The organism is Streptomyces sp. NPDC046261, from assembly GCF_040646235.1.
In the GTDB taxonomy this organism is placed as follows: Bacteria; Actinomycetota; Actinomycetes; order Streptomycetales; family Streptomycetaceae; genus Streptomyces.
Window position 1 is genome coordinate 318,523 of the sequence record NZ_JBEYZU010000004.1, and the last position, 24,775, is coordinate 343,297.

The 24,775-nt window shown below is 73.0% G+C and carries 20 protein-coding genes and 1 pseudogene; 11 read left to right on the forward strand and 10 right to left on the reverse strand.

Annotated elements, in window-relative coordinates; translation table 11 throughout:
- Window positions 1-156: 156 nt before the first annotated feature.
- The 3 genes from ABZ956_RS10805 to ABZ956_RS10815 all read left to right on the forward strand — a co-directional run bounded on the left by ABZ956_RS10805 (window position 157) and on the right by ABZ956_RS10815 (window position 4,582).
- On the forward strand, window positions 157-1,017 hold the full coding sequence (locus tag ABZ956_RS10805; RefSeq protein ID WP_361890140.1) for a hypothetical protein: 861 nt from the start codon (window positions 157-159) through the stop codon (window positions 1,015-1,017).
- An 87-nt stretch (window positions 1,018-1,104) separates the two neighbouring features.
- Window positions 1,105-2,703, forward strand: a complete 1,599-nt coding sequence (locus ABZ956_RS10810) for a multicopper oxidase family protein (protein ID WP_361890142.1) — start codon at window positions 1,105-1,107, stop codon at window positions 2,701-2,703.
- Between the two features lie 124 nt (window positions 2,704-2,827).
- Entirely contained in the window at window positions 2,828-4,582 is a 1,755-nt protein-coding gene (locus ABZ956_RS10815) for an NAD+ synthase (protein WP_361890145.1), read from the forward strand.
- 9 nt (window positions 4,583-4,591) lie between these two features.
- On the opposite strand, the gene ABZ956_RS10820 is transcribed toward ABZ956_RS10815, so the two are convergent.
- The 4 genes and pseudogenes from ABZ956_RS10820 to ABZ956_RS10835 form a co-directional block, all read right to left on the reverse strand.
- Window positions 4,592-4,825, reverse strand: coding sequence for a DUF2277 domain-containing protein (locus ABZ956_RS10820; RefSeq protein ID WP_361890148.1), 234 nt, complete (start codon window positions 4,823-4,825; stop codon window positions 4,592-4,594).
- A 32-nt stretch (window positions 4,826-4,857) separates the two neighbouring features.
- Window positions 4,858-5,907 carry an endonuclease/exonuclease/phosphatase family protein gene (locus ABZ956_RS10825; protein WP_361890151.1) on the reverse strand — a complete coding sequence of 350 codons (1,050 nt, stop codon included), beginning with the start codon at window positions 5,905-5,907 and terminating at the stop codon, window positions 4,858-4,860.
- 209 nt (window positions 5,908-6,116) lie between these two features.
- Window positions 6,117-6,713 (reverse strand): annotated as a pseudogene (locus ABZ956_RS10830) (TetR/AcrR family transcriptional regulator C-terminal ligand-binding domain-containing protein); the annotation flags it as partial.
- Window positions 6,710-8,329, reverse strand: a complete 1,620-nt coding sequence (locus ABZ956_RS10835; RefSeq protein ID WP_361890154.1) for an MFS transporter — start codon at window positions 8,327-8,329, stop codon at window positions 6,710-6,712. The pseudogene ABZ956_RS10830 and the gene ABZ956_RS10835, both read right to left, overlap by 4 nt.
- A 171-nt stretch (window positions 8,330-8,500) precedes the next feature.
- Here ABZ956_RS10835 and panB point away from each other — a divergent pair, with 171 nt between their 5' ends.
- The 3 genes from panB to ABZ956_RS10850 all read left to right on the forward strand — a co-directional run bounded on the left by panB (window position 8,501) and on the right by ABZ956_RS10850 (window position 11,362).
- Window positions 8,501-9,370: a 3-methyl-2-oxobutanoate hydroxymethyltransferase gene (gene panB, locus ABZ956_RS10840; protein WP_361890157.1), complete on the forward strand. Its 870-nt coding sequence runs from the start codon at window positions 8,501-8,503 to the stop codon at window positions 9,368-9,370.
- A gap of 142 nt (window positions 9,371-9,512) precedes the next feature.
- On the forward strand, window positions 9,513-10,541 hold the full coding sequence (locus ABZ956_RS10845) for an ATP-binding cassette domain-containing protein (protein ID WP_361890160.1): 1,029 nt from the start codon (window positions 9,513-9,515) through the stop codon (window positions 10,539-10,541).
- A complete protein-coding gene (locus tag ABZ956_RS10850; protein WP_361890163.1) occupies window positions 10,538-11,362 on the forward strand; it encodes an ABC transporter permease in 825 nt (274 codons plus the stop codon). The genes ABZ956_RS10845 and ABZ956_RS10850 overlap by 4 nt, the downstream gene beginning before the upstream one ends.
- Window positions 11,363-11,391: 29 nt before the next feature.
- Here ABZ956_RS10850 and ABZ956_RS10855 read toward each other — a convergent pair whose 3' ends face one another.
- Window positions 11,392-15,291 carry a BTAD domain-containing putative transcriptional regulator gene (locus ABZ956_RS10855; protein ID WP_361890166.1) on the reverse strand — a complete coding sequence of 1,300 codons (3,900 nt, stop codon included), beginning with the start codon at window positions 15,289-15,291 and terminating at the stop codon, window positions 11,392-11,394.
- A 126-nt stretch (window positions 15,292-15,417) separates the two neighbouring features.
- Between ABZ956_RS10855 and ABZ956_RS10860 the strand changes: the two genes are divergently transcribed.
- A complete protein-coding gene (locus ABZ956_RS10860; protein WP_361890169.1) occupies window positions 15,418-16,227 on the forward strand; it encodes a site-2 protease family protein in 810 nt (269 codons plus the stop codon).
- Window positions 16,228-16,233: 6 nt separating this feature from the next.
- Here ABZ956_RS10860 and ABZ956_RS10865 read toward each other — a convergent pair whose 3' ends face one another.
- The gene (locus tag ABZ956_RS10865) at window positions 16,234-16,428 is read right to left on the reverse strand and encodes a hypothetical protein (protein WP_361890172.1); all 195 of its coding nucleotides are present in this window, start codon (window positions 16,426-16,428) and stop codon (window positions 16,234-16,236) included.
- A gap of 140 nt (window positions 16,429-16,568) precedes the next feature.
- Entirely contained in the window at window positions 16,569-17,282 is a 714-nt protein-coding gene (gene npdG / locus ABZ956_RS10870) for an NADPH-dependent F420 reductase (protein ID WP_361890175.1), read from the reverse strand.
- Window positions 17,283-17,416: 134 nt separating this feature from the next.
- Here npdG and ABZ956_RS10875 point away from each other — a divergent pair, with 134 nt between their 5' ends.
- Together ABZ956_RS10875 and ABZ956_RS10880 are read left to right on the forward strand one after the other, a co-directional pair.
- A complete protein-coding gene (locus ABZ956_RS10875; protein WP_361890178.1) occupies window positions 17,417-18,028 on the forward strand; it encodes a hypothetical protein in 612 nt (203 codons plus the stop codon).
- Window positions 18,029-18,133: 105 nt separating this feature from the next.
- Window positions 18,134-19,447: an MFS transporter gene (locus tag ABZ956_RS10880; RefSeq protein WP_361890181.1), complete on the forward strand. Its 1,314-nt coding sequence runs from the start codon at window positions 18,134-18,136 to the stop codon at window positions 19,445-19,447.
- A 49-nt stretch (window positions 19,448-19,496) separates the two neighbouring features.
- Here ABZ956_RS10880 and ABZ956_RS10885 read toward each other — a convergent pair whose 3' ends face one another.
- Window positions 19,497-19,727: a hypothetical protein gene (locus ABZ956_RS10885; RefSeq protein WP_361890184.1), complete on the reverse strand. Its 231-nt coding sequence runs from the start codon at window positions 19,725-19,727 to the stop codon at window positions 19,497-19,499.
- A gap of 66 nt (window positions 19,728-19,793) precedes the next feature.
- On the opposite strand from ABZ956_RS10885, the gene map reads away from it, so the two are divergent.
- Both map and ABZ956_RS10895 read left to right on the forward strand, forming a co-directional pair.
- Window positions 19,794-20,651 (forward strand): type I methionyl aminopeptidase, encoded by an 858-nt coding sequence (map, locus tag ABZ956_RS10890; RefSeq protein WP_361890187.1) that lies wholly within the window; start codon window positions 19,794-19,796, stop codon window positions 20,649-20,651.
- 145 nt (window positions 20,652-20,796) lie between these two features.
- A complete protein-coding gene (locus ABZ956_RS10895) occupies window positions 20,797-21,459 on the forward strand; it encodes a biliverdin-producing heme oxygenase (protein WP_361890190.1) in 663 nt (220 codons plus the stop codon).
- A 63-nt stretch (window positions 21,460-21,522) separates the two neighbouring features.
- Here the strand turns inward: ABZ956_RS10895 and ABZ956_RS10900 are convergent, their stop codons facing one another.
- Both ABZ956_RS10900 and ABZ956_RS10905 read right to left on the reverse strand, forming a co-directional pair.
- Window positions 21,523-23,091, reverse strand: a complete 1,569-nt coding sequence (locus ABZ956_RS10900) for an HtaA domain-containing protein (RefSeq protein ID WP_361890193.1) — start codon at window positions 23,089-23,091, stop codon at window positions 21,523-21,525.
- A gap of 133 nt (window positions 23,092-23,224) precedes the next feature.
- Complete coding sequence (locus ABZ956_RS10905; protein ID WP_361890196.1) at window positions 23,225-24,619, reverse strand: HtaA domain-containing protein; 1,395 nt, start codon at window positions 24,617-24,619, stop codon at window positions 23,225-23,227.
- Between the last annotated feature and the right edge of the window lie 156 nt (window positions 24,620-24,775).

Sequence of the window (24,775 nt, forward strand, 5' to 3'; positions counted from 1 at the left end):
AGAGCGTCCTTCGGGCCGTGCTGTCGTCAATCGTTTTCGCCCAATGATCGGGCCTTGGCACCGCTTCGCGCACATCCGCTCGCGAAGGCACCCTCCGGGGGCGATACCCCGTGGGGGTAGGGTGCCCGGAGGGTCGAGGGTCTCAGGAGGCAGACGGTGCAAGGACACAGGGCCACCGCGTGGTGCGGCCGGCTGCTGCTGTTCGCCGCGCTGCTGCTGGGGATCGTGACCATGCACACACTCGGTCACCCGCGCGAGCACGCCGCGGGAGCGCATGCGGTGACGCCTGCGGACGGGCTGCCGGGCGCGCCCTCGGGCCCGGACGGCATGCCCGGCGCGCCCTCGATCCTCACCCCGGGCGACTCGCCGGACGACGTGATGGTGCCGGGTCCGGCTGCGGCGGTTGACCATGCCGGGGCGGCGGTTTATGCGGGGGCAGCGGCCCATACCGGGGCGGCCGGCCATGCCGCGGCGGCTGCCCATGGCGGAGCGGCGGCTGATGCCGGAGCGGCGGCCTATACCGGGGCGGCTGGCCATGCCGCGGCGGCTGCACATACCGAGGCGGCGACTTATGCCGTGGCGGCTGCACATGGCGGGGCGGCGGCTCATGCCGGAGCGGCTGCACATGCCGTAGCGGCCGGCCATGCTGGGGCGGCCGGCCCCGGCCCCGCACCCGGCACCGGCCCCGCGGCCGGCCATGACGGGCCGCGCCTCTCCGGCTCCGACGTGGGTGATCGGGACCCGGGGGCCCCGTCGCGTCCGGGCGTCGTCGCCGCCGCGCCCGTCGCCGCGAGTGCCGTTCCTGATCACGGCGACGGCATGGACCCCATGTCCGTCTGCCTCGCCGTGCTCGGCGCGGGCTTGACGCTCGCGCTCCTGCTCGCCGCCCTCGCGGCGCCGCGCCGGCCCGTCGGCGCGGACGCGGTGGCGGGGGGCGCGTGGTTCTCGCGCGCCCTGTGGCCGCAGCCGCCACCACGGCACAAGGCCCTCGCACGGCTGTCGGTGCTGCGCGTATAGCAGCGCGTCCCGTTGCCGCCCCCGGCGGCGCGGGCGCGCCCGCCATCACGCCCACATCTCACCACCGACACCACGAGGTGTTCTCCCATGCGCACCATCCCCACCCGCCGCGCCGTGCTCGGCGCGGGCATCGCCGTCGCCGGCGGCGGCCTGCTGGCCGCCTGTTCGCGGGACGGCGCCGGCTCCCCCGCGGCGGAGGCCGCCGGCTACGTCTCCCCCGACGGCCAGGAGGTCGCCGCCGCCGAGGCGAAGCGCCGCCCGGGCCCCGTACGCCACGTCAAGCTCACCGCCACCACCGCGACGCTGGACCTCGGCGCCGGCCGCACGGCCGCGACCTGGGCGTACGGCGACGCGCTGCCCGGCAAGGAGGTCCGGCTGACCGCCGGCGACACCCTCGCCCTCTCCCTCGCCAACCACCTGCCCGAGCCCACCTCCGTGCACTGGCACGGGCTGGCGCTGCGCAACGACATGGACGGCGTCCCGGACCTGACCCAGCGCACCATCAAGCCCGGGGCGTCGCACGACTACCGCTTCACCGTCCCGCACCCGGGCACGTACTGGCTGCACCCGCACTCGGGCACCCAGCAGGACCGGGGGCTGTACGCGCCGCTGATCGTGGAGGACCCGAAGGAGCCGCTGGAGTACGACAAGGAGTGGGTCGTCGTCCTGGACGACTGGCTCGACGGGATCGACGGCAGCACGCCGGACGCGGTGCTCGCGGAGCTGAGCCGGGGCATGGGCGGCATGGACCACGGAGGTGGACACGGCGGCGGCCACGGAAGCGGCGGCCACGACATGTCGAAGATGTCCATGAACGCGGCCTCCCCCGCCCCTTCTGCCCCTCCTTCTTCGGCCGGCCCGTCCCGGATGCTGATGGGTGCCACGAGCGACCTCCTCGGCGGTGACGCCGGTGACGTCGCCTACCCGCACTACCTCGTCAACGGGCGCGTCCCGCAGGACCCGCAGACCTTCACCGCGAAGCCCGGCGACCGCGTCCGCATCCGCTTCATCAACGCGGGCGGCGACACCGCCTTCCGCGTGGCCCTCGGCGACCACCGCATGACCGTCACCCATACAGATGGTTTCCCCGTCGAGCACGCACAGACGGACGCGCTCCTGCTGGGCATGGGCGAGCGGTACGACGTGCTGGTAGAGGTGAAGGACGGCGTCTTCCCGCTGACCGCCCTGGCCGAAGGCAAGAAGCGCACCGCGCTGGCCGTGCTGCGGACGGGCGCCGGTGCGGCGCCCGGCGCGGACGTGCTCCCCCGGGAGCTGGAGGGCACGGTGCTGACCGCCGGCCGTCTGAAGGCCGGCCGCGCCGTGGCGCTCGCGGACCGCCGGCCCGACCGTACGGTCACGCTGCGCCTGACGGGCTCGATGGCCAAGTACGACTGGGCCCTCAACGGCAAGCGGTACACGCCCGGGCAGCGCTACCCGGTGAGCGCGGGCGAGCGGGTCCGGTTCGTGTTCGTCAACGACACCGACATGTGGCACCCGATGCATCTGCACGGCCACACCTTCGCCCTGCCCGGCGGCGGCCCGCGCAAGGACACCGCCATCGTGCTGCCGGGCAAGCGGCTGGAGGTCGACTTCGACGCCGACAACCCGGGGCTGTGGATGCTCCACTGCCACAACGTCTACCACGCGGAGGCCGGGATGATGACGGTCCTGGGCTACCGCGCGTAGCGACGGCCGGTGAGGCAGAGGCAGGGGCAGCAGGGTCAGCGGTGTCGCGGCCCTGCCCCTGCCTCGCGCCCGCCGTGGCACCACTCACACCACATTGCGTCAGTCAGACGATTAGACTGGCGGCGTGGCTCAACTTCGTCTCGCCCTGAACCAGATCGACTCCCGCGTCGGCGACCTCGCCCGGAACGCCGAGTCGATCGTCCGCTGGACCCGGCACTCCGCCGAGCAGGGAGCCCATCTGGTGGCGTTCCCTGAGATGGTGCTGACGGGCTACCCCGTCGAGGACCTGGCGCTGCGCCCCTCCTTCGTGACGGCCAGCCGGGAGGCGCTGCGCGCGCTCGCGGCCCGCCTCGACGCCGAGGGCCTCGGCGAGCTGCCGGTGGTCGTCGGCTACCTCGACCGCAGCGAGGAGGCCCGCCCCCGGCTGGGCCGCCCCGCCGGCGCCCCGCGCAACGCCGCCGCCGTGCTGCACCGCGGCGAGGCGGTGCTGACCTTCGCCAAGCACCACCTGCCCAACTACGGGGTCTTCGACGAGTTCCGGTACTTCGTGCCCGGGGAGACGCTGCCGGTGATCCGCGTCCACGGCGTGGACGTCGCCCTCGCCATCTGCGAGGACCTCTGGCAGGACGGCGGCCGCGTGCCCGCCGCCCGCTCCGCCGGGGCCGGGCTGCTGCTCTCCATCAACGCCTCCCCCTACGAGCGCGAGAAGGACGACACCCGCCTGGAGCTGGTGCGCAAGCGCGCCCAGGAGGCCGGCTGCACCACCGCGTACCTCGCGATGACCGGTGGCCAGGACGAGCTGGTCTTCGACGGCGACTCCATCGTCGTCGACCGCGACGGCCGGGTCATCGCCCGCGCCCCGCAGTTCGAGGAGACCTGCGTGGTGCTCGACCTCGACCTGCCGCAGGCCCCGGCCGAGGCGCCCGCCGGCGTCGTGGACGACGGGCTGCGCGTCGAGCACGTCACGATCTCCGCCGAGCCGCTGCCCGCCTACGAGGCGGAGTTCACCGGCGGCGAGGTACCGCACCTGGGCGACGACGAGGAGACGTACAAGGCCCTGGTGACGGGCCTGCGCGCCTACGTGGAGAAGAACGGCTTCCGCAGCGTTCTCATCGGCCTCTCCGGGGGCATCGACTCCGCGCTCGTCGCCGCCATCGCCTGCGACGCGGTCGGCGCGGCGAACGTCTACGGCGTGGCCATGCCTTCCCGCTACTCCTCCGACCACTCCATCAGCGACGCCGAGGACCTCGCCCGGCGCACCGGCCTGAACTTCCGGACCGTGCCCATCGCGCCGATGTTCGACGCGTACATGGGCGCGCTGAGCCTGACCGGCCTCGCCGAGGAGAACCTGCAGTCGCGGCTGCGCGGCACGATGCTGATGGCGATCTCCAACCAGGAGGGCCACATCGTGCTCGCGCCGGGCAACAAGTCCGAGCTGGCGTGCGGTTACTCCACGCTCTACGGCGACTCCGTGGGCGCGTACGGCCCGATCAAGGACGTCTACAAGACCGGCATCTTCCGCCTCGCCCGGTGGCGCAACCAGGCGGCGGCCGAGCGCGGCGAGACCCCGCCGATCCCGGAGAACTCCATCACCAAGCCGCCGAGCGCCGAGCTGCGCCCCGGCCAGGTCGACACGGACTCGCTGCCGGACTACGAGGTGCTCGACCGGCTCCTGGAGCTGTACGTCGACCGCGACCAGGGCCGTGATGCCATCGTCGCGGCGGGCTTCGACGCGGCGCTGGTCACGCGCGTCCTGCGGATGGTGGACACCGCGGAGTACAAGCGCCGGCAGTACCCGCCGGGCACGAAGATCTCCGCGAAGGGCTTCGGCAAGGACCGCCGTCTGCCGATCACGAACGGCTGGCGCGAAGGGGCCTGACTCCCCCGGCTACCGCCGGGACGCGCTCCTGGACGGGCCGGATCTCACGACCAGCCCGTCCAGCAGCCGCGCCGTGGCCTCGGCCACCGCGTCCACCGCCTCGCCGAAGACCGCCTGATTGTGCGCGGCCGGCGCGTGGAAACCGGACACCTTGCGCACGTACTGCAGGGCGGCGGCCCGGATGTCGTCCTCGCTGACCTCGGGCGTCACCGGCGCCCTGAGCGTCTTGATGCTGCGGCACATGTCTCCAGTGTGCCGCGCGCCCGGGCCGCGGGTCAGATCTTGACCCGCGCCGCCACCGGCAGGTGGTCGCTGGGCGTCGCGGGCAGCGTCCACGCCGAGACCGGGTCCATGCCGCGCACCATGATCTGGTCGATCCGCGCCATCGGCATGCTCGCCGGCCAGCTGAAGCCGAAGCCGTCGCCCGCCGCGCCCTGCGCCGAGCGCAGCTGCGAGGTGATGGGGGCGAGCGAGCGGTCGTTCATGGTGCCGTTGAGGTCGCCGAGGAGGACGACCCGCTTCTCGGGCTCCTGGGCGATGGCCCGGCCCAGCGCCTCGGCGCTGTTGTCGCGCTGCCCGGCGGTGAAGCCGGCGTTGAACTTCACCCGCACCGACGGCAGGTGCGCGACGTAGACGGCGACGGGACCCTGCGGGGTCTTGACCGTGGCGCGCAGCGCGCGCACCCAGCCCAGGCGGATGTCGACGGGCTGCGCCAGCTCGAGCGGGTACTTGCTCCAGATGCCGACGGTGCCCTGCACCGAGTGGTACTTGTACGTGCCCGCCAGCGCCTTCTCGTACCGCGAGGCGTCGCTGAGCTCCTCCAGCGCCACGACGTCCGCGCCCGAGGCGGCGACGGCCTTGGCGGTGGCCGCGGGGTTGGGGTTCTCGGCGTTGACGTTGTGGGTGGCGACCGTGAAGTTGCCGCCCTTGCCGGACTTGTCGCTCAGCAGCCCGCCGAAGAGGTTGACCCAGACGACCGAGGGGAGCAGCAGGGCTATGAGGGCGGTCGCCGAGCGGCGCCACAGCGCCAGCGCGAACAGCACCGGCACCAGCAGGCCGAGCCAGGGCAGGAAGGTCTCGGTGAGCGAGCCGAGGTTGCCGACCCGGTTGGGGATCTCGGAGTGCACCAGCATCAGCAGGCCCAGCAGGACGGCGACCGCGGCGACGATCACGCCGCGGCGCCAGACGCCGCGGCCCGTCCACTGCTGCTTCCAGCCGCCCTTGTCCCGGCCCTGCCCCTGGCCCAGGAAGCGCCGGGCTCCGGAGCCGGCCCGCTCCGGACCGGCTCCCTCGTGGCCCGTCTCCTCCATGTATGCCTGCGGCATGGGTTGTCCTCACTGCTCCGTCTGCTGCGTCCCCGCCACCCGACCATAGGTGATCACGGTGGTGTGGCTTACCCGGACTCCCCTGGCGGGGGCGTCGGGGAGGAGGACGAGCGTCCGGCGGGCCGGGGTTCCTGCGCACCGGGCGGCGGCGGGGGCTGTGACACAACGGGCACATTCGGGGCAGGAGCCGCGGACTGCCGGCCGGCGGGGGGCCGTACGCCCTCCAGCAGGGTGTCGACGATCCGCTCCGACAGCCCGTCCGGAAGTTCCTTCCACTCGTGGAAGAGGGCACGCGAGAGCATCGGGCTGACGAACAGGTCGGTGAGGAGCTCGGTGTCCACGTCGGCGCGGATCTCCCCGGTGGCCATGCCGCGCCGCAGCACCGCCTCGAACGCCTCGCGCCGGGCCCGCACGACCGTCCCGTGGTACTCGGCCCACAGGCTGGGGTGTGCCTGCACCTGGGCCACGACAGTGCGCAGCACGGCGGACGAGCGCTTGGCCAGGCCGCGCCGGCGCAGGTACTCGAGCAGGGCGACGAGGTCGTCGCGGACGGGGCCGCCCGTGGGGCGGGGGCCGTCGTCGTCCAGGGAGCGCAGCACGTCGAGCATCAGCGCCTCCTTGCCCGCCCAGCGCCGGTAGACGGTGGCCTTGCCGACGCCCGCCTCGCGGGATATGCGCTCCATCGACAGCTCGGCGACGGTGACGCCGCCCTCGAGCAGGCGCAGGACGGTCTCGATGACGGCGGTGTCGACGGCGGCGCTGCGCGGCCGTCCGCGGCGCCCGTCCCGTGCCGTGGGCGCGTTCACTGGCCCGCTCCCGCCTCTTCCTTCTCGGCGCCGGGGCGGCCGGCGCCGGCCGGGGGGCGGGCGGCGTTCTTGGCCGGCAGGAACAGCACGGCGACGAGCGCCCCGAGCAGGGCGACGGCGGCGGCGCCGAGGACGGTGACGTGCAGGGCGTGGACGAAGGCTTCCTGCGCCTGTCCGACGAGGTCGCCGCCCGCGGGGCCGAGCCGTCCGGCGACGGCGCGGGTGGCCTCGATGGACTCGCCGGCGGCGTGCCGGGCCTCGTCGCTGAGCGAGGGGACGGCCTCGAGCCGGCCGGAGATGCCGTCGCGGTAGACGGTGGAGAGCACGGAGCCGAGCACGGCCACCCCGAGGGCGCCGCCGATCTGCCGGAAGGTGTTGTTCACGGCGGAGCCGGAGCCCGCCTTCTCGCGGGGCAGCGACTGCATGATCGAGACGGTGGCGGGCGGGGTGATGTGTGCCATCGCGGCGCCCTGGAAGAGGAAGAGCACCTCCAGGACCCAGATCGGGGTGTGCGTGTGGAGCAGGGCGTAGCCGGCCATGGTCGCGGCCATCACCACCATGCCCGTGGCGCACACGGCGCGGGCCCCGAAGCGCTCGACGGCGAGCCGGGCGCGCGGCGCGAAGACCATCTGGGCGGCGGCGAGCGGCAGCATCAGCAGGCCGCTCTGCAGGGGCGTGAAGCCGCGGGCGCTCTGGGTGTAGAAGACCATGAAGAAGGTCACGCCCATCAGCCCGAAGAAGACCAGCGCCAGCGAGGAGACGGCGGCGGAGAAGGCCGGGTTGCGGAAGTAGCGGACGTCCATCGCGGGATGGGTGCTGCGCCGCTCGTGCAGGACGAACAGGGTGAGGACGAGCAGGCCGCCGCCGATGGTGCCGTAGACCTCGGGGACGGTGAAGTCGGCGAGCTGGCCGGCCTTGATGATGCCGTAGACCAGCAGGACGAGCCCGATGACGGACAGCAGCACGCCGACCGGGTCGAGGCGGCCGGGCCGGGGGTCCTTGGAGTCGGGGACGAGGACGACCATGGCGATCATGGCGGCGGTGACGATCGGGAGGTTGATCAGGAACACCGAGCCCCACCAGAAGTGGCTGAGGAGGATGCCGCCGGTGATGGGCCCTATGGCGATGGCGAGCCCGACCGCACCGGCCCAGATGCCGATGGCCTTGGGCTGCTCCTCCCGCTCGAAGACGTTCATGATGATCGCCAGCGTCGAGGGCATCACGAAGGCCCCGCCGAAGCCCATCAGCGCGCGGTAGGCGATCAGCTCGGTGGGCGAGGCGGCCAGGGCGGCGAGCGCGGAGCCGATGCCGAAGACGGTCATGCCGAAGAGCAGGACCTTCTTGCGGCCCCACCGGTCGCCGAGCAGGCCGGCGGTGAACAGCATGCCGGCGAAGACCAGCGTGTAGGCGTTGATCGCCCAGGCCAGCTCGCTCTGGGTGGCCCCGAGCCCGGTGGGGGCGGGCGCGGCGATCGTCTTCATCGCGACGTTGAGGACCGAGTTGCCCAGGACGACCACGAGCAGGCTGCACAGCAGCACGGCCAGGACGGCCCACCGTCGGCGGTGGACGGCCTCGGGGACCTTGCCGGGTGTCGGCGCGGAGTCGGGGGTTGCCATGGACACCACCCTAATTTATTTCGATACGGGACCGTCTCGTATGGGGAAGTCTTGACCCGCGGAGGTACGGCCCGGGGGGACACTTCCCCGCCCGGACGCGGCGTGTCAGCATGGAGGTGATCCGGGGACGCCGTCAGGGCGCCTCGAGACGACATCACAGGAGCCACGGCAATGACGCATGCCTTGAAGACCCCCGACGGCGCCCGCAAGAGCGAGAAGGCGCTGTACGGCGGCACGAGTTCCCGTCGCATCACCGTCCGTGACATAGCCGCCGCCAAGGGGCGCGGCGAGAAGTGGCCCATGCTCACCGCCTACGACGCGATGACCGCCTCCGTCTTCGACGAGGCCGGCATCCCCGTCCTGCTGGTGGGCGACTCCATGGGCAACTGTCACCTCGGCTACGAGTCCACGGTGCCGGTCACCATGGACGAGGTCACCCTCCTCTCGGCCGCCGTCGTACGGGGCACCAAGCGCGCCCTGGTCATCGGCGACCTGCCCTTCGGCTCGTACCAGGAGGGCGCGGTCCAGGCGCTGCGCAACGCCACCCGGCTGGTGAAGGAGGCGGGCGTCGGCGCGGTCAAGCTGGAGGGCGGCGAGCGTTCGGCCCACCAGATCGAGCTGCTGGTCCAGGCCGGCATCCCGGTCATGGCCCACATCGGCCTCACCCCGCAGTCCGTCAACGCCTACGGCGGCTACCCGGTGCAGGGCCGCGGCGAGGAGGCGGCGGCGCAGCTGCTGCGCGACGCCAAGGCCGTCCAGGACGCGGGCGCCTTCGCGGTCGTCCTGGAGCTGGTCCCGGCGGAGCTGGCCGCGGAGGTCACCCGCACCCTGCACATTCCGACGGTCGGCATCGGCGCCGGTGCCGAGTGCGACGCGCAGGTGCTGGTGTGGACCGACATGGCCGGCATGACGGCGGGCCGCCTGCCGCGCTTCGTCAAGCAGTACGCGCAGCTGCGGGAAGCCCTCGGGGACGCGGCGAAGTCCTTCGCGGACGACGTGGTGGGCGGCGCCTACCCGGCGGAGGAGCACTCCTTCCACTAGGCACCGGGCTCCGCCACGGAGCCGGACCAGGGGCGCCGGGCGGGGGCGAAGGCCCGTCCGGCGCCCGGCCTGTCGGCGGTCTGTCGGTGATCTGTCGGCGGCTGTCGGACCGTTGTCAGTGGGGCCTGGCACTGTTGGCGGCATGAAGCGAAACGACATCCCCGAATACGGCGGGAACGCCGTCGAAGTACGGGGCCTGGTCAAGCACTTCGGCGAGACCAAAGCCCTGGACGGGGTCGACCTCGACGTACGTGAGGGCACCGTCCTCGGTGTCCTCGGCCCCAACGGCGCGGGCAAGACCACGCTGGTGAGATGCCTGTCCACCCTGATCCGCCCGGACGCCGGCAGCGCCCGGGTCGCCGGTTACGACGTGCTGCGCCAGCCCCGGCAGCTGCGCCGGGTCATCGGGCTGACCGGCCAGTACGCGTCGGTCGACGAGAAGCTCTCCGGCCTGGAGAACCTCTACATGATCGGGCGGCTGCTCGATCTGTCCCGCAAGGACGCCCGGCGGCGGGCCGAGGAGATGCTGGAGCGCTTCTCGCTGACGGAGGCCGCCAAGCGCCCCGCCATGAACTACTCCGGCGGTATGCGCCGCCGGCTCGACCTCGCCGCCTCCATGATCGGGCAGCCGGCGGTGCTCTATCTGGACGAGCCCACCACCGGCCTGGACCCCCGCACACGTAACGAGGTGTGGGCCGAGGTCCAGCGCATGGTCGCCGAGGGCGCCACCGTGCTGCTCACCACGCAGTACATGGAAGAGGCCGAGCAGCTGGCCGACGAGCTGACGGTCGTCGACCGGGGCCGGGTGATCGCCGGGGGCCGGGTCGACGAGCTGAAGGCCAAGGTCGGCGGGCGCACCCTGCAGGTCCGCCCGGCGGACCGCTCGGAGCTGTCCCTGATGGTCGACGCGGTGGCCCGGGCCGGGCTGGCCGGCATCGCCGGCGCGACCGCCGACGAGGCGGAGGGCGTGGTCAACGTCCCGATCATCAGTGACGAGCAGCTGACCGCCGTGGTGGGGATGCTGGGCGAGCGCGGCTTCGCCCTCGCCGGGATCAGCACCCATCTGCCCAGCCTGGACGAGGTCTTCCTGGCCGTCACGGGCCAGAAGGCGTCCGTGGCGACGGACGGCGAGGAACAGCGCACCGACAAGCTCGAGGAGGTCGCGGCATGAGCGCGGCGACGGTCAGCGCGCCCGCGGCGGCGCCCGCCCACGACGGCCGGATCGGCCTGCGGGCCAATGTGCGGCACATCGGGGCGCTCGCGCGCCGCAACATGCTGCAGATCAAGCAGGACCCGGAGTCGATGTTCGACGCCGTCCTGATGCCGATCATCTTCATCCTGCTGTTCACCTATGTCTTCGGCGGCTCGATCGCCGGCAAGGGCCACGAGAAGGAGTACGTCAACTACCTGGTGCCCGGCCTGATGGCGATGATGGGCATGAACATCGCCATGGCGGTCGGCACGGGCGTCAACGACGACTTCAAGAAGGGGGTGATGGACCGCTTCCGCACGATGCCGATAGCCCGGTCCTCCGTCCTCATAGCGAAGATCGTCGTCGAGGTCGGCCGCATGCTCATCGCGACCTCGATCCTGCTGGCCATGGGCTTCGCGATCGGTCTGAGCGTCAGCACGTCGGTGCTGCACCTGCTGGCGGCGGTGGCGCTGTCCATGGCCTTCGGCGCCTCGCTGATGTGGATCTTCATCCTGCTGGGTCTGACCATGAAGACGGCACAGGCCGTCCAGGGGGTCGCCATGCTCGTCCTGATGCCCCTGCAGTTCGGCAGCTCGATCTTCGCCCCGACCACCAACATGCCCGGCTGGCTGGAGGGGTTCACGAAGTACAACCCGCTCTCCAACCTCGCCGACGCCGCCCGTCACCTGATCAACGGCGGCCCGGTGGCCCACTCGGTGTGGATGACGCTGGCCTGGGCCGTGGGCATCACGCTGGTGACGGCGCCGCTGGCGGTCGCCAAGTTCCGCAAGAAGACCTGAGCGTTGGCGCCGGGGCAGCCGGGTGCGTGTCAGACGAGGGCGACGGCCTCCACCATGGAGAGCCGGCCGCCCTCGGCGTACGCGCGCTCGTAGGCCCCGGCGCTCAGCGCGGCCCGCGCCCGGTCCTCCGTCCATGCGCGCACCTCGCGCTCCGCGGCGGGGACGTGGAAGCCCGAGGGCCGCAGGGCGACGCCGGCCCCGAGCAGCCGGGCCGCCCGCAGCGCGTGCTCCTCGCCGCCGAGGGTGGCGAACGCCTGGGCGGCGTGCATCAATTGGACGGCCATCATGTGGGGGGCGATCACCCCGGCGACCGGGTCGTCGCACTTGACCAGGGCGTCCCGGATCTTCGGCAGCGCCTCCTCGGGGCGGCCCTGGAGCGTGTCGATCCAGCCGAGCAGTCCGCTGATCAGGCCCTGGAAGAGCAGCATGGCTCGGCTTCCGAACTCCCCGGCGAGCTCCTCCAGGATCTCCCTGGCCTCGGTCAGCCGCCCGGAACGGGCGACCCGGACGCCGAGCTGGAGGCGGACGAAGGTGGCGGTGTCGGGGGTGAGCCGCTCCATGCCCGCGAGCGTCTCGCGCAGGGCGCGCTCACCCTCCTCCGCGTCGATCACGTCGTCCTCCATGAGCACCTCGACCAGGCGGGCCCGCAACATCGGCACCGGCCCGGCGGCCCCCAGTTCCTCGACGCGCTCGATGGCCTCCCGGTAGTCCGCCGCGGCGGCCGCGAACCTGCCGTACTTCTCCAGGGCCTCACCGCGCCCGGACAGCGCCTCGGCCACGCCCCAGGAGTCGCCGAGGGAGCGGAAGATCTCCAGGCTCTCGTCGGCGTCCGCGATGCCCTGGTCGATCCGGTCGGGGCTGTCGTTGAGCAGCTTGGCGCGCAGTTGCAGCGCGTTGGCGAGCTCCCAGGCGTAGCCGAGCTCACGGCAGCGGTCGATCGTGCTGTCGACGACGCCGTACAGGTCATCGCTCGAGCCCGACAGCAGGACCGCGAAGAACCACATCATGCCCGGTATACGGCAGTTCTGCGGCAGGCCGTCGCCGTAGGCGGTGACGACGGCGCGCAGCAGGCGCTGCGTCTCGGGGGCGTTGATCACCCTCAGGTCGGAGTCGGCGTTGCCCAGCATGACCAGCCGTGCGCCGCGCCGCGCCTCCTCCAGCACGTCCGCCTCCATCGGCGGCGGAGCCTCGGTGCAGCTGACGTACAGCGGCCGGGCCGGCGTGACGGGCTCCGCGAAGGGGTCCGGGCCCAGGGCGGCGGCGGCCTCCGCCCAGTGCCGGGCGTCCGCGCGATGGTCGCGCAACTGCCAGAACCAGCTCAGCGACAGCACGAGGCACAGCGCCTCCTGCTCGTCCCGGGCCGCGACGGCACGCCGCAGCGCGGAGCGCAGGTTGTCGTGCTCCAGCTCGAGCCGCTCCAGCCAGGCGCGTTGTTCGGGGCCGCGTAGCAACGGGTCGGCGGTACGGGCCAGTTCGCGGTGGGCGACCAGGTGCCGTCGCTCCACGGCGGCCCGCTCGCCGGCCTCGTCCAGCCGCTCGCCCGCGTACTCGCCCACGGTCTCCAGCAGCCGGTAGCGCATGTGGCCGTCGGCGGCGGGGGCGGCGACCACCAGCGACTTGTCGACGAGCGAGCCGAGCAGCGCGGCGACGTCCGCGGCGTGCACGCCGGTGCCGGAATCGTCCGCGCAGACCTCTTCGGCGAGCGGCAGGCCGCAGCCGCCCGAGAAGACGGACAGCCGGCGCAGCACGGCCCGTTCGGGCGCGGTCAGCAGGTCCCAGGACCAGTCGACGACCGCGCGCAGGGTCTGCTGACGGGGCAGCACGGTGCGACTGCCGGAGGTCAGCAGCCGGAAGCGGTCGTCCAGGCGGTCGGCGAGCCCGCGCGGGGTGAGCAGCCGCAGCCGGGCGGCGGCCAGTTCGATGGCGAGCGGCAGTCCGTCCAGGCGGCGGCAGATCTCGGCGCAGGCCGCCGGGTCGTCCTCGACCCGGAACCCGGGCCGGGCCGCCGCGCCCCGCTCGGCGAACAGCCGCAGCGCGACGGGGTCGGGCAGCGGGTCCACGGGCCGCACCAGTTCGCCGGGCACGGCGAGCGGTTCGCGGCTGGTGGCGAGCACGGTGACGCCGGGGCAGTGCGCGAGCAGCGTCTCGGCGAGCCGGGCGGCGGCGTCGATCACGTGCTCGCAGTTGTCGAGGACGAGCAGCATCCGGCGCTGCGCGCAGTGTTCGGCGAGCCGGGCCAGGGGGTCGAGCGCGGTGGCGTCCGTGGCCGCCCGCAGCCCCTCCGCAGCGGTGCCGCGCACGACGGTCTCGCGCGCCCCGAGCGCCGTCAGCACGGCCTCGGGCACGGTGCCCGCGTCGTCCACGGGCGCCAGCTCCGCGAGCCACACCCCGTCGGGCCAGCCCCCGTCCCCCCGGGCCGCCACCTCGGCCGCCTCCTGCGACAACCGCGTCTTCCCGGCCCCACCGGGCCCCAGCAACGTCACCAGCCGATGCCGCACCAGATCCTCCCGGATCAGCACCAGCTCATCCTCCCGCCCGACAAAGGACGTCAACCGCGCCCGCAGATTGCCGGGCACGCCACCACGCGCGTCGTACGGCGCGCGCCGGTCGGCGGGCGACCAGCCGTGCGGGACGTCGGCCGGATGCCCGCCCGACTGCCGGACGGGGACGGGGCCGTCCGGATCCGGGGTGCCGTGCGGCGCCCCCGCCGCCGGGCCGGCGGACGGCCTCGCGTCGGGAGCCGACACCGGGTACGACCCCGCGCCCATACCCGGCGAACCGCCGGGGAACGCTCCAGACGCCGGAGCCGGGACGCCGTGCTGCGGCACCGCCGGCGCCCCCGCCGCCGGGCCGGCGGACGGCCTCGCGTCGGGAGCCGACACCGGGTACGACCCCGCGCCCATACCCGGCGAACCGCCGGACGGCGGCCCGGCCCGGTGTGGGGCCTCTGCCGGGGCCGCGGTCGTCCCCGGCGAACCACCGGGGAACGCTCCGGGCACCGGGCCCGGGGTGCCGCTCGGCGGCGCCGCCGGCGCCCCCGCCGCCGGGCCGGCGGACGGCCTCGCGTCCGCAGCCGGCGCCGGGTACGGGCCCGCATCCGGGCCCGGTGAGCCGCCGGGCGGCGGCCCGGCCGGGTGTGGGGCCTCTGCCGGGGCCGCGGTCGTCCCCGGTGAGCCGGGCGCCCCCGGAGCCGGCGGGGCCAGCGGGGTCGGCCTCAGGAGGTCGGCGTGGAGGGCTCGGAGTTCTGGGCCGGGGTCGGTGCCCAGGCGGGTGGTGATGGTGCGGCGGACGTCCTCGTAGGCGGCGAGGGCTTCGGCGGGGCGGCCGGCCGCGCGCAGGGCGCGGAGGTGGAGGGCCTGCAGGGGTTCGTCGAGGGGGTGGGCCGCGCAGAGCTCGGCCAGGGCCGGCAGGGCCTGGGCCGCCTGGCCCAGGGCCACGGCGGCGGCCAGCCGGCAGCGGCGGGCCGCGAGGTGGCGCCGCTCCAGGCGCAGGGCGGGCGCGGCGCGGCCCGGGAGGTCGGCCAGGGCGGGGCCCCGCCACAGGGCGAGGGCGTCGTCGAGGACGGCCGCCGCCTTCGCCGGGTCGCCGTCGGCCAGGGCGCGGTCGCCCTCCCCGGCGAGGCGCTCGAAGCGGTGCAGGTCGACGTCGTCGGGCTCGGCGCACAGCCGGTAGCCGCCGGTGGCGGAGGCCACCGCGTCACGGCCGACGGCCCGCCGCAGCCGGCCGACGAGCGCCTGCAGGGCGCCCGCCGCGTCGGCGGGCAGCGGCCCCTCGCCCCAGACCTCGTCGATCAGCGCGTCCGCGCCGCGCGTCCGCCCCGGGTAGAGGGCCAGCGCGGCCAGGAGCGCGCGCAGCCGGGAGCCGCCGAGGGCCATGGGGAGACCGTCGTCGGTGTGGACCTGGGTGGTGCCGAGGATGCCGTAACGCACCGGCCCATTCTCCCCCGCCCAGGACCGCGCGCTACGAATTATCGATCGCGACCGAGTACGGTCGCCCGGTACATCCGCGCGCGCCGGCCGTTCCCGGCGACCTCATCCCCCCTGGAGCACTCACCCATGGCAACCCAAGCGGCCCGCGGCGAAGGGCGCGTGAGCCCGGTCTTCCTCGGCCTCGTCGCCATCATGGCGGTCTCCATATGGGCGGTGTGGACCGACTTCTCGGCGAGCCCCGGTTTCGCCGTGTTCCTGTTCGTGGTCTCGACGTGGATCGTCTCGCTCTGCCTCCACGAGTACGCGCACGCGCGCACCGCCCTGCACGGCGGTGACATCACCGTGGGGGCGAAGGGCTATCTCACCCTCGATCCCCTCAAGTACACCCACGCCCTGCTGAGCATCGTGCTCCCCGTCATCTTCGTGATCATGGGCGGCATCGGCCTGCCGGGCGGCGCGGTCTTCATCGAGCAGCACCGCATCCGCAGCCGCTGGAAGCAGAGCCTGGTCTCGGCGGCGGGCCCGCTGTCGAACCTCGCCTTCGCGGGCATCGTCAGCGCCCCGTTCTGGCTGGGCCTGATGGACGGCGTGCCGGACCACTTCCGCTACGCGCTCGCCTTCGTGGTCCTGCTGGAGGTCACCGCCACGATCCTCAACGCCCTGCCGATCCCGGGCCTCGACGGCTTCGGCGTGATCGAGCCCTGGCTGTCGTACAACACGCGCCGCCAGCTGGCGCCGTACGCGTGGATCGGCCTGCTGGCGGTCTTCGGATTCCTGCAGATCACCGCGGTGAACCACGCCTTCTTCGACATGATCAACGCGATCCTGCGCGCCCTGGGCGTCACCGAGTGGGACACCTTCTATGGCCAGCAGCTGTTCCGCTTCTGGGAGGGGACGCCGGAGATCCCGTCACTGAACGGGATCGACCTCGGCTGACCGGCCTCAGACGGCCGAGGCGGACTGCTCGGCGGCGCGGTCGTTCTTCGCCTTGCGCACGTAGTACCAGGCGATGTTCGACGCGACGCCGAACAGCAGGATCCACACGACGCCGAGCCAGCTGCCCCGCGCGAAGGAGACGACGGCCGCCGCGACCGCGAGGGCGCAGACGGCGAGGGCGTAGAGAGCGAGGCGGGGCATGGGGGCGGCTCCTGTCCGGCGTCCGGGGCGCATGTGCGTACGATCCCGGTCATTGTCCCCCACGCCCCGGGCCGGCCGGACATCGACCGGCGGGACGCCCCAGTGGATCAGCGGTGGATCAGTGGTGGATCAGCGGTGGATCAGACGTCGGTGACGCGCAGCCCGGCGTGCGCCTTGTAGCGGCGGTTCACCGAGATCAGGTTGGCGACCAGCGACTCCACCTGGTGGGCGTTGCGCAGCCGGCCCGCGAAGACGCCGCGCATGCCGGGGATGCGGCCGGCCAGCGCCTGCACGATGTCGGTGTCGGCCCGCTTCTCGCCGAGCACCATCACGTCGGTGTCGATCTCGGCGATCTCCGGGTCGGAGAGCAGCACCGCGGACAGGTGGTGGAAGGCGGCGGTCACCCGGGAGTCGGGCAGGAGCGCGGCGGCCTGCTGGGCGGCGCTGCCCTCCTCCGGCTTGAGGGCGTAGGCTCCCTGCTTGTCGAAGCCGAGCGGGTTGACGCAGTCGATGACGAGCTTGCCGGCGAGCTCCTCGCGCAGCGCCTCGAGGGTCTTGGCGTGGCCGTCCCAGGGCACGGCGACGATGACGATGTCGCTGCGCCGGGCGCACTCGGCGTTGTCGAGCCCCTCGATGCCCAGGCCCAGCTCGTCCGCGGCGGCCCGCGCCCGCTCGGCGGCGCGCGAGCCGATGATCACCTGCTGGCCGGCCTTGGCCAGCCGGTAGGCGAGGCCGCGGCCCTGGTCGCCGGTGCCACCGAGCACGCCCACCACCAGGCCGGAAACGTCGGGAAGGTCCCAAGGGTCCTTTGCGGGGGCCTTCTTCACGTCCTTCACGTCATCAGAAGTAGTCATGACAGCGATACTGTCACGCGCCTGCCGCGCCCGGTGGCGCCGGTGCGCCCGGCGCGAGCGCCCCCGGCGCCCGAACGGGTGAGCCACCGGACAACTCGGCTTGCCCCCGGGGCGGTTGGGGCAGGATGCCGCGCATGGACGCCGTACGGGTCGCGCTGCTGCGCGAAGCGCTGGCCGGAACCGAGCTGCTGCAGGCCACCCGCCGCTTCGCGGGCGCGCTACGGACGTCCGTCGAAGCGCACGGCGGCGGCCTGCTCCTGGTCGGGACGGCGGAGTACGAGCCCTGGCACCTGGCCGCGCACCTGGACGACGAGGCCACCTGGTCGGGGCTGCCGGAGCTGTCCCCCACGCTCGTACGGCACCGGGTGCCGCCCGGCGCGCCCGCGCACCTGGCGGTCGGTCTCGGCCGCCTGGAGGTGACCCGGCGCGGGGAGACGCTGCTGGTGGTGGCGGAGGGCCGGCCCGGGGAGGGGCTGCTGGAGCGGGTGCACGACGCCCGGCGCGGCGGGGCGACCGTCCTGGCGCTGGACGGCACGCCTCCCGCCCGCCACTCCGACCTGCGCGCGCTCGCGCACGACGCGCTGAGCGTGCCGGGCGCGGCGGAGCTGGGCCTGGACACCGTCCAGCATCTGGTCAGCGCCGCCGCCGGGGAGAACGGCCGGCCGGCGCCGCGCGGGCGCCGCTTCCGCGACCGCCTCTCGCGCCTGGCCGACCAGTTGTCCGCGCCGCCGCCGAGCCGCTGGTGAGCACCGCCCCTCGCCCCCTCTTCGCCGTCAGCGAACCCGGCCGAAAGCGACCTGTCGGGAAAATCGTTTGCCCGGCCGCACCCCTGACCCGGACCATGGTTCCCCGTGACCGAGCACCACCCTCCCCCCGCGTCCCGTACGAGCCGTCTGCGCGCCCTGCTGCCCGACCTGACCCCCTGGCACTCCTCCCCCGACTTCCGCCGCATGTGGATCGCCGGGCTGGTGACGGTCTTCGGCGGCTTCCTGACGTTCATCGCGGTGCCGCTGCAGCTCAAGGAGCTGACCGGCTCGACCCTGGCGGTCGGCGCGATCGGCGCGGTGGAGCTCGTACCGCTGATCGTCTTCGGTCTGTACGGCGGCGCGCTCGCCGACGCCCTCGACCGCCGCAAGCTGATCCTGTGGACCGAGGCCGGACTCGGCGTCCTGAGCGGGATGCTGCTGCTCAACACGCTGCTGCCGCACCCGATGATCTGGCCGCTGTACGTGGTGGCCGCGCTCGTCAGCGCGCTGACCGGTCTGCAGCGCCCGGCCCTGCAGGCGATCGTGCCGCGGATCGTCCCCCACGAGCAGCTGCCCGCCGCGATCGCCCTGAACTCGATGCGCTGGCAGATCGGCGCCATCGCGGGCCCCTCCCTCGCCGGCGTCGTCATCGCCTTCGCCGGGCTGCCGTGGGCGTACTTCCTGGACATCGTCTCCTTCGCCGTCTCCGTGGCCCTCACCGTGGGCCTGGCCCCCTCCCCCGCCTCGCACGACGCGGACAAGCCGTCACTGCGCGGCATCCTCGAGGGCGCCCGCTACGCGTGGAGCCGCAAGGAGCTGCTCGGTACGTACGCGGTCGACATGGCGGCGATGTTCTTCGCCTACCCCACCGCGATCTTCCCGTTCCTCGCCGACGATCTGGACGCGACGTGGGCGCTGGGCCTGATGTACGCGGCGGGCGCGGTCGGCTCGCTGGTGGTGAGCCTGACCAGCGGCTGGGTCTCCCGGGTCCACCGGCACGGCCGCATGGTCGTCCTGGCGGCGGCCGCCTGGGGTCTGGCCATGGCCGTGGCGGGCTGGCTGCACAACATCTGGCTGGTGCTGCTGTTCCTGGCCGTGGCGGGCGGCAGCGACATGGTGAGCGGACTCTTCCGCTCCGCCATGTGGGACCAGACGATCCCCGACGAGCTGCGCGGCCGCCTGGCCGGCATCGAGCTGCTCTCCTACTCGGTCGGCCCCCAGCTGGGCCAGGTCCGCGCGGGCGGGATGGCCTCGCTCACCAACGTCCGCGCCTCGGTGTGGACGGGCGGTCTGGCGTGCGTGGCCTCGGTGGGGCTGCTGGCCGTCTCGCTGCCGAAGCTGATGTCGTACGACGAGCGGACGGACGAGCACGCGGTACGGATGCGCGCGAAGCGCGCGGAGGTGGCGGAGGCGGCGTAGGCGTCGCCGCAGGGCGGGCCGGCTTCCGGCCCGCCCGCCCGGACCCCGCCTACGTCCGCTCGCCCCCGCCCCCGCGCTCGTCGTTCCAGCGCGGGTCCTCCCGCCACGCCTCCTCGCGCTCGCGCGCCCGCTCCATCGCGTGCGACGCCTCCTCGCGCGAGTCGTACGGGCCCATGCGGTCGGCGGCCCTGCACTCGGGGCCCTCCTCGACCGTGCCGTGCTTGAGGCAGTAGTACCACTCGCCGGGTTTGCCGGCCGTACGCCGCTTGAACAGTGCCATCAGGTCTCCTCCAGCGTGGGTGCTCGCCCACATGGTCCCCGATGTCCGCTGGCTACACTCGCTGACATGTCTGGCCAGTCGCTTCTTGTCCCGGGGACGCTCTCCCCCGCCCGCCCCGTCCCCGCCTCGATCCCGCGGCCCGAGTACGTCGGGAAGGACGCCCCCACCCCGTACACCGGCCCCGAGGTCCAGGACGCCGGGACGATCGAGAAGATGCGGATCGCCGGCGGCATCGCCGCGCGGGCGATGGAGGAGGCGGCCAAGCACATCGCGCCGGGCGTCACCACCGACGAGCTGGACCGCGTCGCCCACGAGTACATGTGCGACCACGGCGCCTACCCCTCGACGCTCGGCTACCGCGGCTTCCCCAAATCGCTGTGCGCCTCGGTCAACGAGGTCATCTGCCACGGCATCCCCGACTCCACCGTGCTGCGCGACGGCGACATCGTGAACCTCGACGTGACCGCCTACATCGGCGGCGTGCACGGCGACAACAACGCCACCTACCTGTGCGGCGACGTGGACGAGGAGTCGCGGCTGCTGGTCGAGCGCACCCGCGAGGCCCTGAACCGGGCGATCAAGGCGGTCAAGCCCGGGCGCCGCATCAACGTCATCGGCCGGGTCATCGAGTCGTACGCCAAGCGCTTCGGCTACGGCGTCGTCCGCGACTTCACCGGTCACGGCATCAACTCGTCCTTCCACTCCGGCCTGATCGTCCCCCACTACGACAGCCCCCACCACGACACGCTCATCCAGCCCGGCATGACGTTCACGATCGAGCCGATGCTGACGCTGGGGACGTACGAGTACGACATGTGGGAGGACGGCTGGACGGTCGTCACCAAGGACCGCAAGCGGACGGCGCAGTTCGAGCACACGCTCGTCGTGACGGAGACGGGTGCGGAGATCCTGACGCTCCCGTAGGGTTTTTACCGACAACACGTCGGGAAGCAATTGACTTAGGTAAGCCTAAGTAGGGAGGATGGGCGGTGGCGGCGCGCCCCGGCGCGCCCGCTACCGCCTGTTTTCTCCGTTTGTCTCCCGTCCCCTCGGTCACCGGAGGTCCGCCTTGGACTCGCCCGCCACGACTCCGTTCTCCACGCTGATCCGCACCGCCTCGCACGAGCAGCACACGGAAGCCGAGAACTCGTCGTTCATGAGCGACATGCTCGGTGGCCGCCTCGGCGTCACGGCCTACCGCCGCTACACCGAGCAGCTGTGGTTCGTCTACGACGCCCTGGAGTCCGCCTCCGCGACCCTGGCGACCGACCCGGTGGCGGGCCCGTTCATACGCCCCGAGCTGGCCCGTACCGCCCAGCTGGAGCGCGACCTGGCCCACCTCGGCGGCCCGCGGTGGCGTACGGGCCTCGAGCCGCTGCCCGCGACGGCGGCCTACGCGGCCCGGGTGACGGAGTGCGCCCGCGACTGGCCCGCCGGCTACGTCGCCCACCACTACACGCGCTACCTCGGCGACCTCTCCGGCGGCCAGATCATCCGCGGCACCGCCGAGAAGACCTGGGGCTTCGCCCGCAAGGGCGACGGCGTCCGCTTCTACGTCTTCGAGGGCATCGGCAACCCGGCCGCCTTCAAGCGCGAGTACCGCGAGCTGCTGGACGCCCTGCCGGTCGACGACCTCGAGAAGCAGCGGGTGATCGAGGAGTGCAAGCGCGCGTTCGCGCTGAACACGGCCGTCTTCCACGAACTGGCCCGCGAATTCCCCCTCAGCGCCTGACGCCGCCCGAAGCCCGCGCCCCCCGGTGACCGTACCGGGGGGCGCGGGCCGTTTCCGCGGGCGTCAGCCCTGGGTGCCGCGCCGGCGCCGCGCGACGTAGACGGCGCCACCGCCGGCGAGAACCATCGCGCCGGCCGCGCCGAGGAGGGGGGCGGTGGGGGTGTTGGCACCGGTGGAGGCGAGGGAGCCCGTGGTACCGCCGCCGGTGGTGGTGGAACCACCTGTACCGGAGCCGCCGGTGGTGGAGCCGCCACCGGTCGTGGAACCGCCGGTGGTGGAACCGCCGGTCGTGGAGCCACCGGTGGTGCCCTTGCCGCCGGTCGTGCCACCCGTACCCCCGGTGGGCGGGTCGGGCAGCTTGGCGTTGGCGTCAAGAGCGACGGCGAGAGTCACCGGGTCGAGGGCCTCGCCCGTGGAGTAATAACCCGCGAACGCCTTCTCGCCCTCCTTGGTCAGCGTCGCCGGGATCGCGGAGAGCAACACCACGCCGTCCTTGGCCTTGAGTGAGCCCTCGGTGAGCTTGAGGGTCGCGAGCTGGAGGTCCTGGTGCACGGTGTTGTTGGACGTGACATCAGCGGTCAGCACGCCGGAGGTGCCGGTCGCCTTGACCTTGAGGCCACTGAACTTGAGGTCCATCGCACCGCCGTGCGCCGTGAAGCGGACGCTGCCGTTGAACTCTGCTTCGAGCCCGGCCTTGTCGTCGAACTTGCCGTGTCCCTTGGGGAAACGGAAGCCGGCGCTGTGCTCCTTGGCGCCTTCGCCGGTCTCGATCTTGCCCTTCCTCTTGGTGACGTACTTACGGAAGGACTCCTTGACGCCCCAGTCGAGGTTGCCGTCGAGGACCGTTCCTGCGGCGGGCTCCGTCTTCGGATCGGTCTTCGGGTCCGCCTTGGGGTCCGTCTTCGGGTCGGTCTTGGGGTCGGTCTTCGGGTCGGTCTTCGGGTCGGTCTTCGGGTCGCTCGCGCCCACCTTCACCGAGAGCGTGGCCGGGTCGAGAGGTTCATTCTCCGCATACGGTTCCACCGTCGCTCCGTCCTCCTCATAGGAGAACGCCTTCGCACCGGCGGCTGTCAGCTTCGCGGGTATCTTCGTGAAGGTGATCGCGCCGTCGGCGCCCTCACCCATCTGCTCAGGCTTCACCTCGAGCGAGGCGATGGCGACGTCCTGTTCAGTCCTGCCCCCGCGCGTGACATCGGCGGTGATCCTGCCGGTCGCACCCTTCGTGGCAGCGTCGGTGACGACCTTGAGGTCGGAGAACTTCAGGTCGAGCAGGTAGCTGTCGCCCTTCTTATGCGACAGGAAGCGCACGCTGCCCTTGAACGTGGTGGTGACGGCGTGGGTCGAGTCGTAGTCACCCTTGCCCTCGACGAAGGTGAAGGCGCCGTTCTTCTCGGCCTGCTTGGCACCGTCACCCAGCTCGATCTTGCCCTTCGACTTGGCAAGGTAGTTACGGAAGGACTCCTTCACCCCCCACTCGAGCGAGCCGTCCTTGATCTCCAGCTTCGACGGCTGCTGTCCGCCCGTCGCGGCAGGGGCGTCCGCCGCGTACGCGGGCACGGTCAGCATCGTGGCACCAAGGGCGGTCGCCGTTGCCAGCGCGGCGAGTGCGGCGCGGCGTGCGGTGGCGGTCATCGTCTGTTCTCTCCTAGAGGGACGTGAGATATGTGAGACAAATGTGCGGCCTCCATGACATCAGGGAGGCAGAGGGGCGGGGAAGGTCCGGGCAGGGGCTCGGCGTGCGGAGTGCGACACATCCGATGGGGCGTCAGCTTCCGGCAGCTGCCCGGCGCTTGCGCGTCAGCGCATACGCGGCTCCCGCCACCACCAGCACCCCCGCCCCGATCGACAGCGGAAGCACCGGAAAGGACGAAGAGGAAGAAGCGGAATCCGACGACGCGGCCTCGGTGGCGGCCGGTGCGGGGGCCGACCGCGTCGGCCCCGGGGCGGCGCGGCCCAGGTCCGGAAGTGCGGGCAGTTGGGCCTTGGCGTCGAGGGGGACGGCCAGTGAGACGGGGTCCATGTCCGCGCCCTCCTGGTACATGCCGGCGAACGCCTTGGCCCCCTGGGCCGTCAGCTTCGCCGGGGCCCCGGCGACGGCGAGGAGGCCGCCCTTCTCCTTGAGGCCGGAGGCGTCGAAGGTGACGAGCGGAACGTTTTTCTCCGACTGTCCGCCGGCGCGCGTCACGTCCGCCGACAGCGTGCCCTTGCCGTCCTCGGCCGCCACCTTCACTCCGCCGAGCGCGAGGTCGAGGTCCTTGCCGGTGAAGCGCAGCGTGCCCGAGAAGGCCGCGTCGAGCTTCGCCGCGCCGGCGTCGTACGAGCCCTTCCCGGCCGGGAAGCGGAAGAGGGCGCCACCGTCCTGGGCGCCGTCGCTCAGCTTCCAGGAGCCCTGGGCGAGGGACCCGGTGACGTACTCCCGGAACGTCCGGCGGACGCCCCAGTCGACGGCCGCACCGGTGAATTCGCCCTTGGGCCGGTCCTTTTCCTCCTCCGGCGCGGCGGAGGGGCTCGCGCTCGGCGACGCCTTCGCGCCCGCGACGACGTCGGCGGAGAGGCTGACCCGGTCCAGGGCCGTGCCCTCGGTGTAGTAGCCGGCGAACGCCTTCGCGCCCTGCGCGGTGAGCGTGGCCGGAACGTCGGCCAGGGTGACGGCCGCGCCGCCCCCGCGCAGGTCGATGCCGGCGAGATCGAGCGAGGCGAAGGGGACGCGGGAGGCCGTGGTGACCTCGCCCGTCCCCTTGGCCTTGCTGGTCACGTCCACGTAGAGGGTGCCGCCGCGGCCCGAGAGGCGGACGCCGGGCCGGCTGATTGTCAGGTCGAGCTCGTGGGAGCCGTCGGGCTTGCGGTGTCCGGTGAAGTGCACGCCGCCGGAGAAGCCCGCCTCGAAGTCGCCGCTGCCGGGCCGGTACGAACCCTTGGCGGAGTGGAAGCGGAACCGGTTGCCGCCGACGGTCGCCGCGCCGCCCTGGAGTTCGGAACTCCCCTGTGCCACGGGGCCGGTGACATAGCTCTGGAAGGAGGTCTTGATGCCCCAGTCCAGCCGTCCGCCGGACACCTCACGGGTTTCCGCCGCATGGGAGACGCCCGCGGGGAGCAACGCCGCCAGCAACGCCCCGAAGAGCGCGACGACCGGCACGCGGGCAGGTCTGAACGGCAGCATCAAGGACCCCTCTCGGGCGATAGCAATTTAGGTAAGGCTAACCTAAGCTATATCCGGAATCCTTCGCTATGGAAAGGCGGGAACGTGTCTCAACGCCAGTCGGTGGGCGGGGCGATACGCCTGCAGCGCCTGCCGCGCACCCTCGGCACCCTCGCC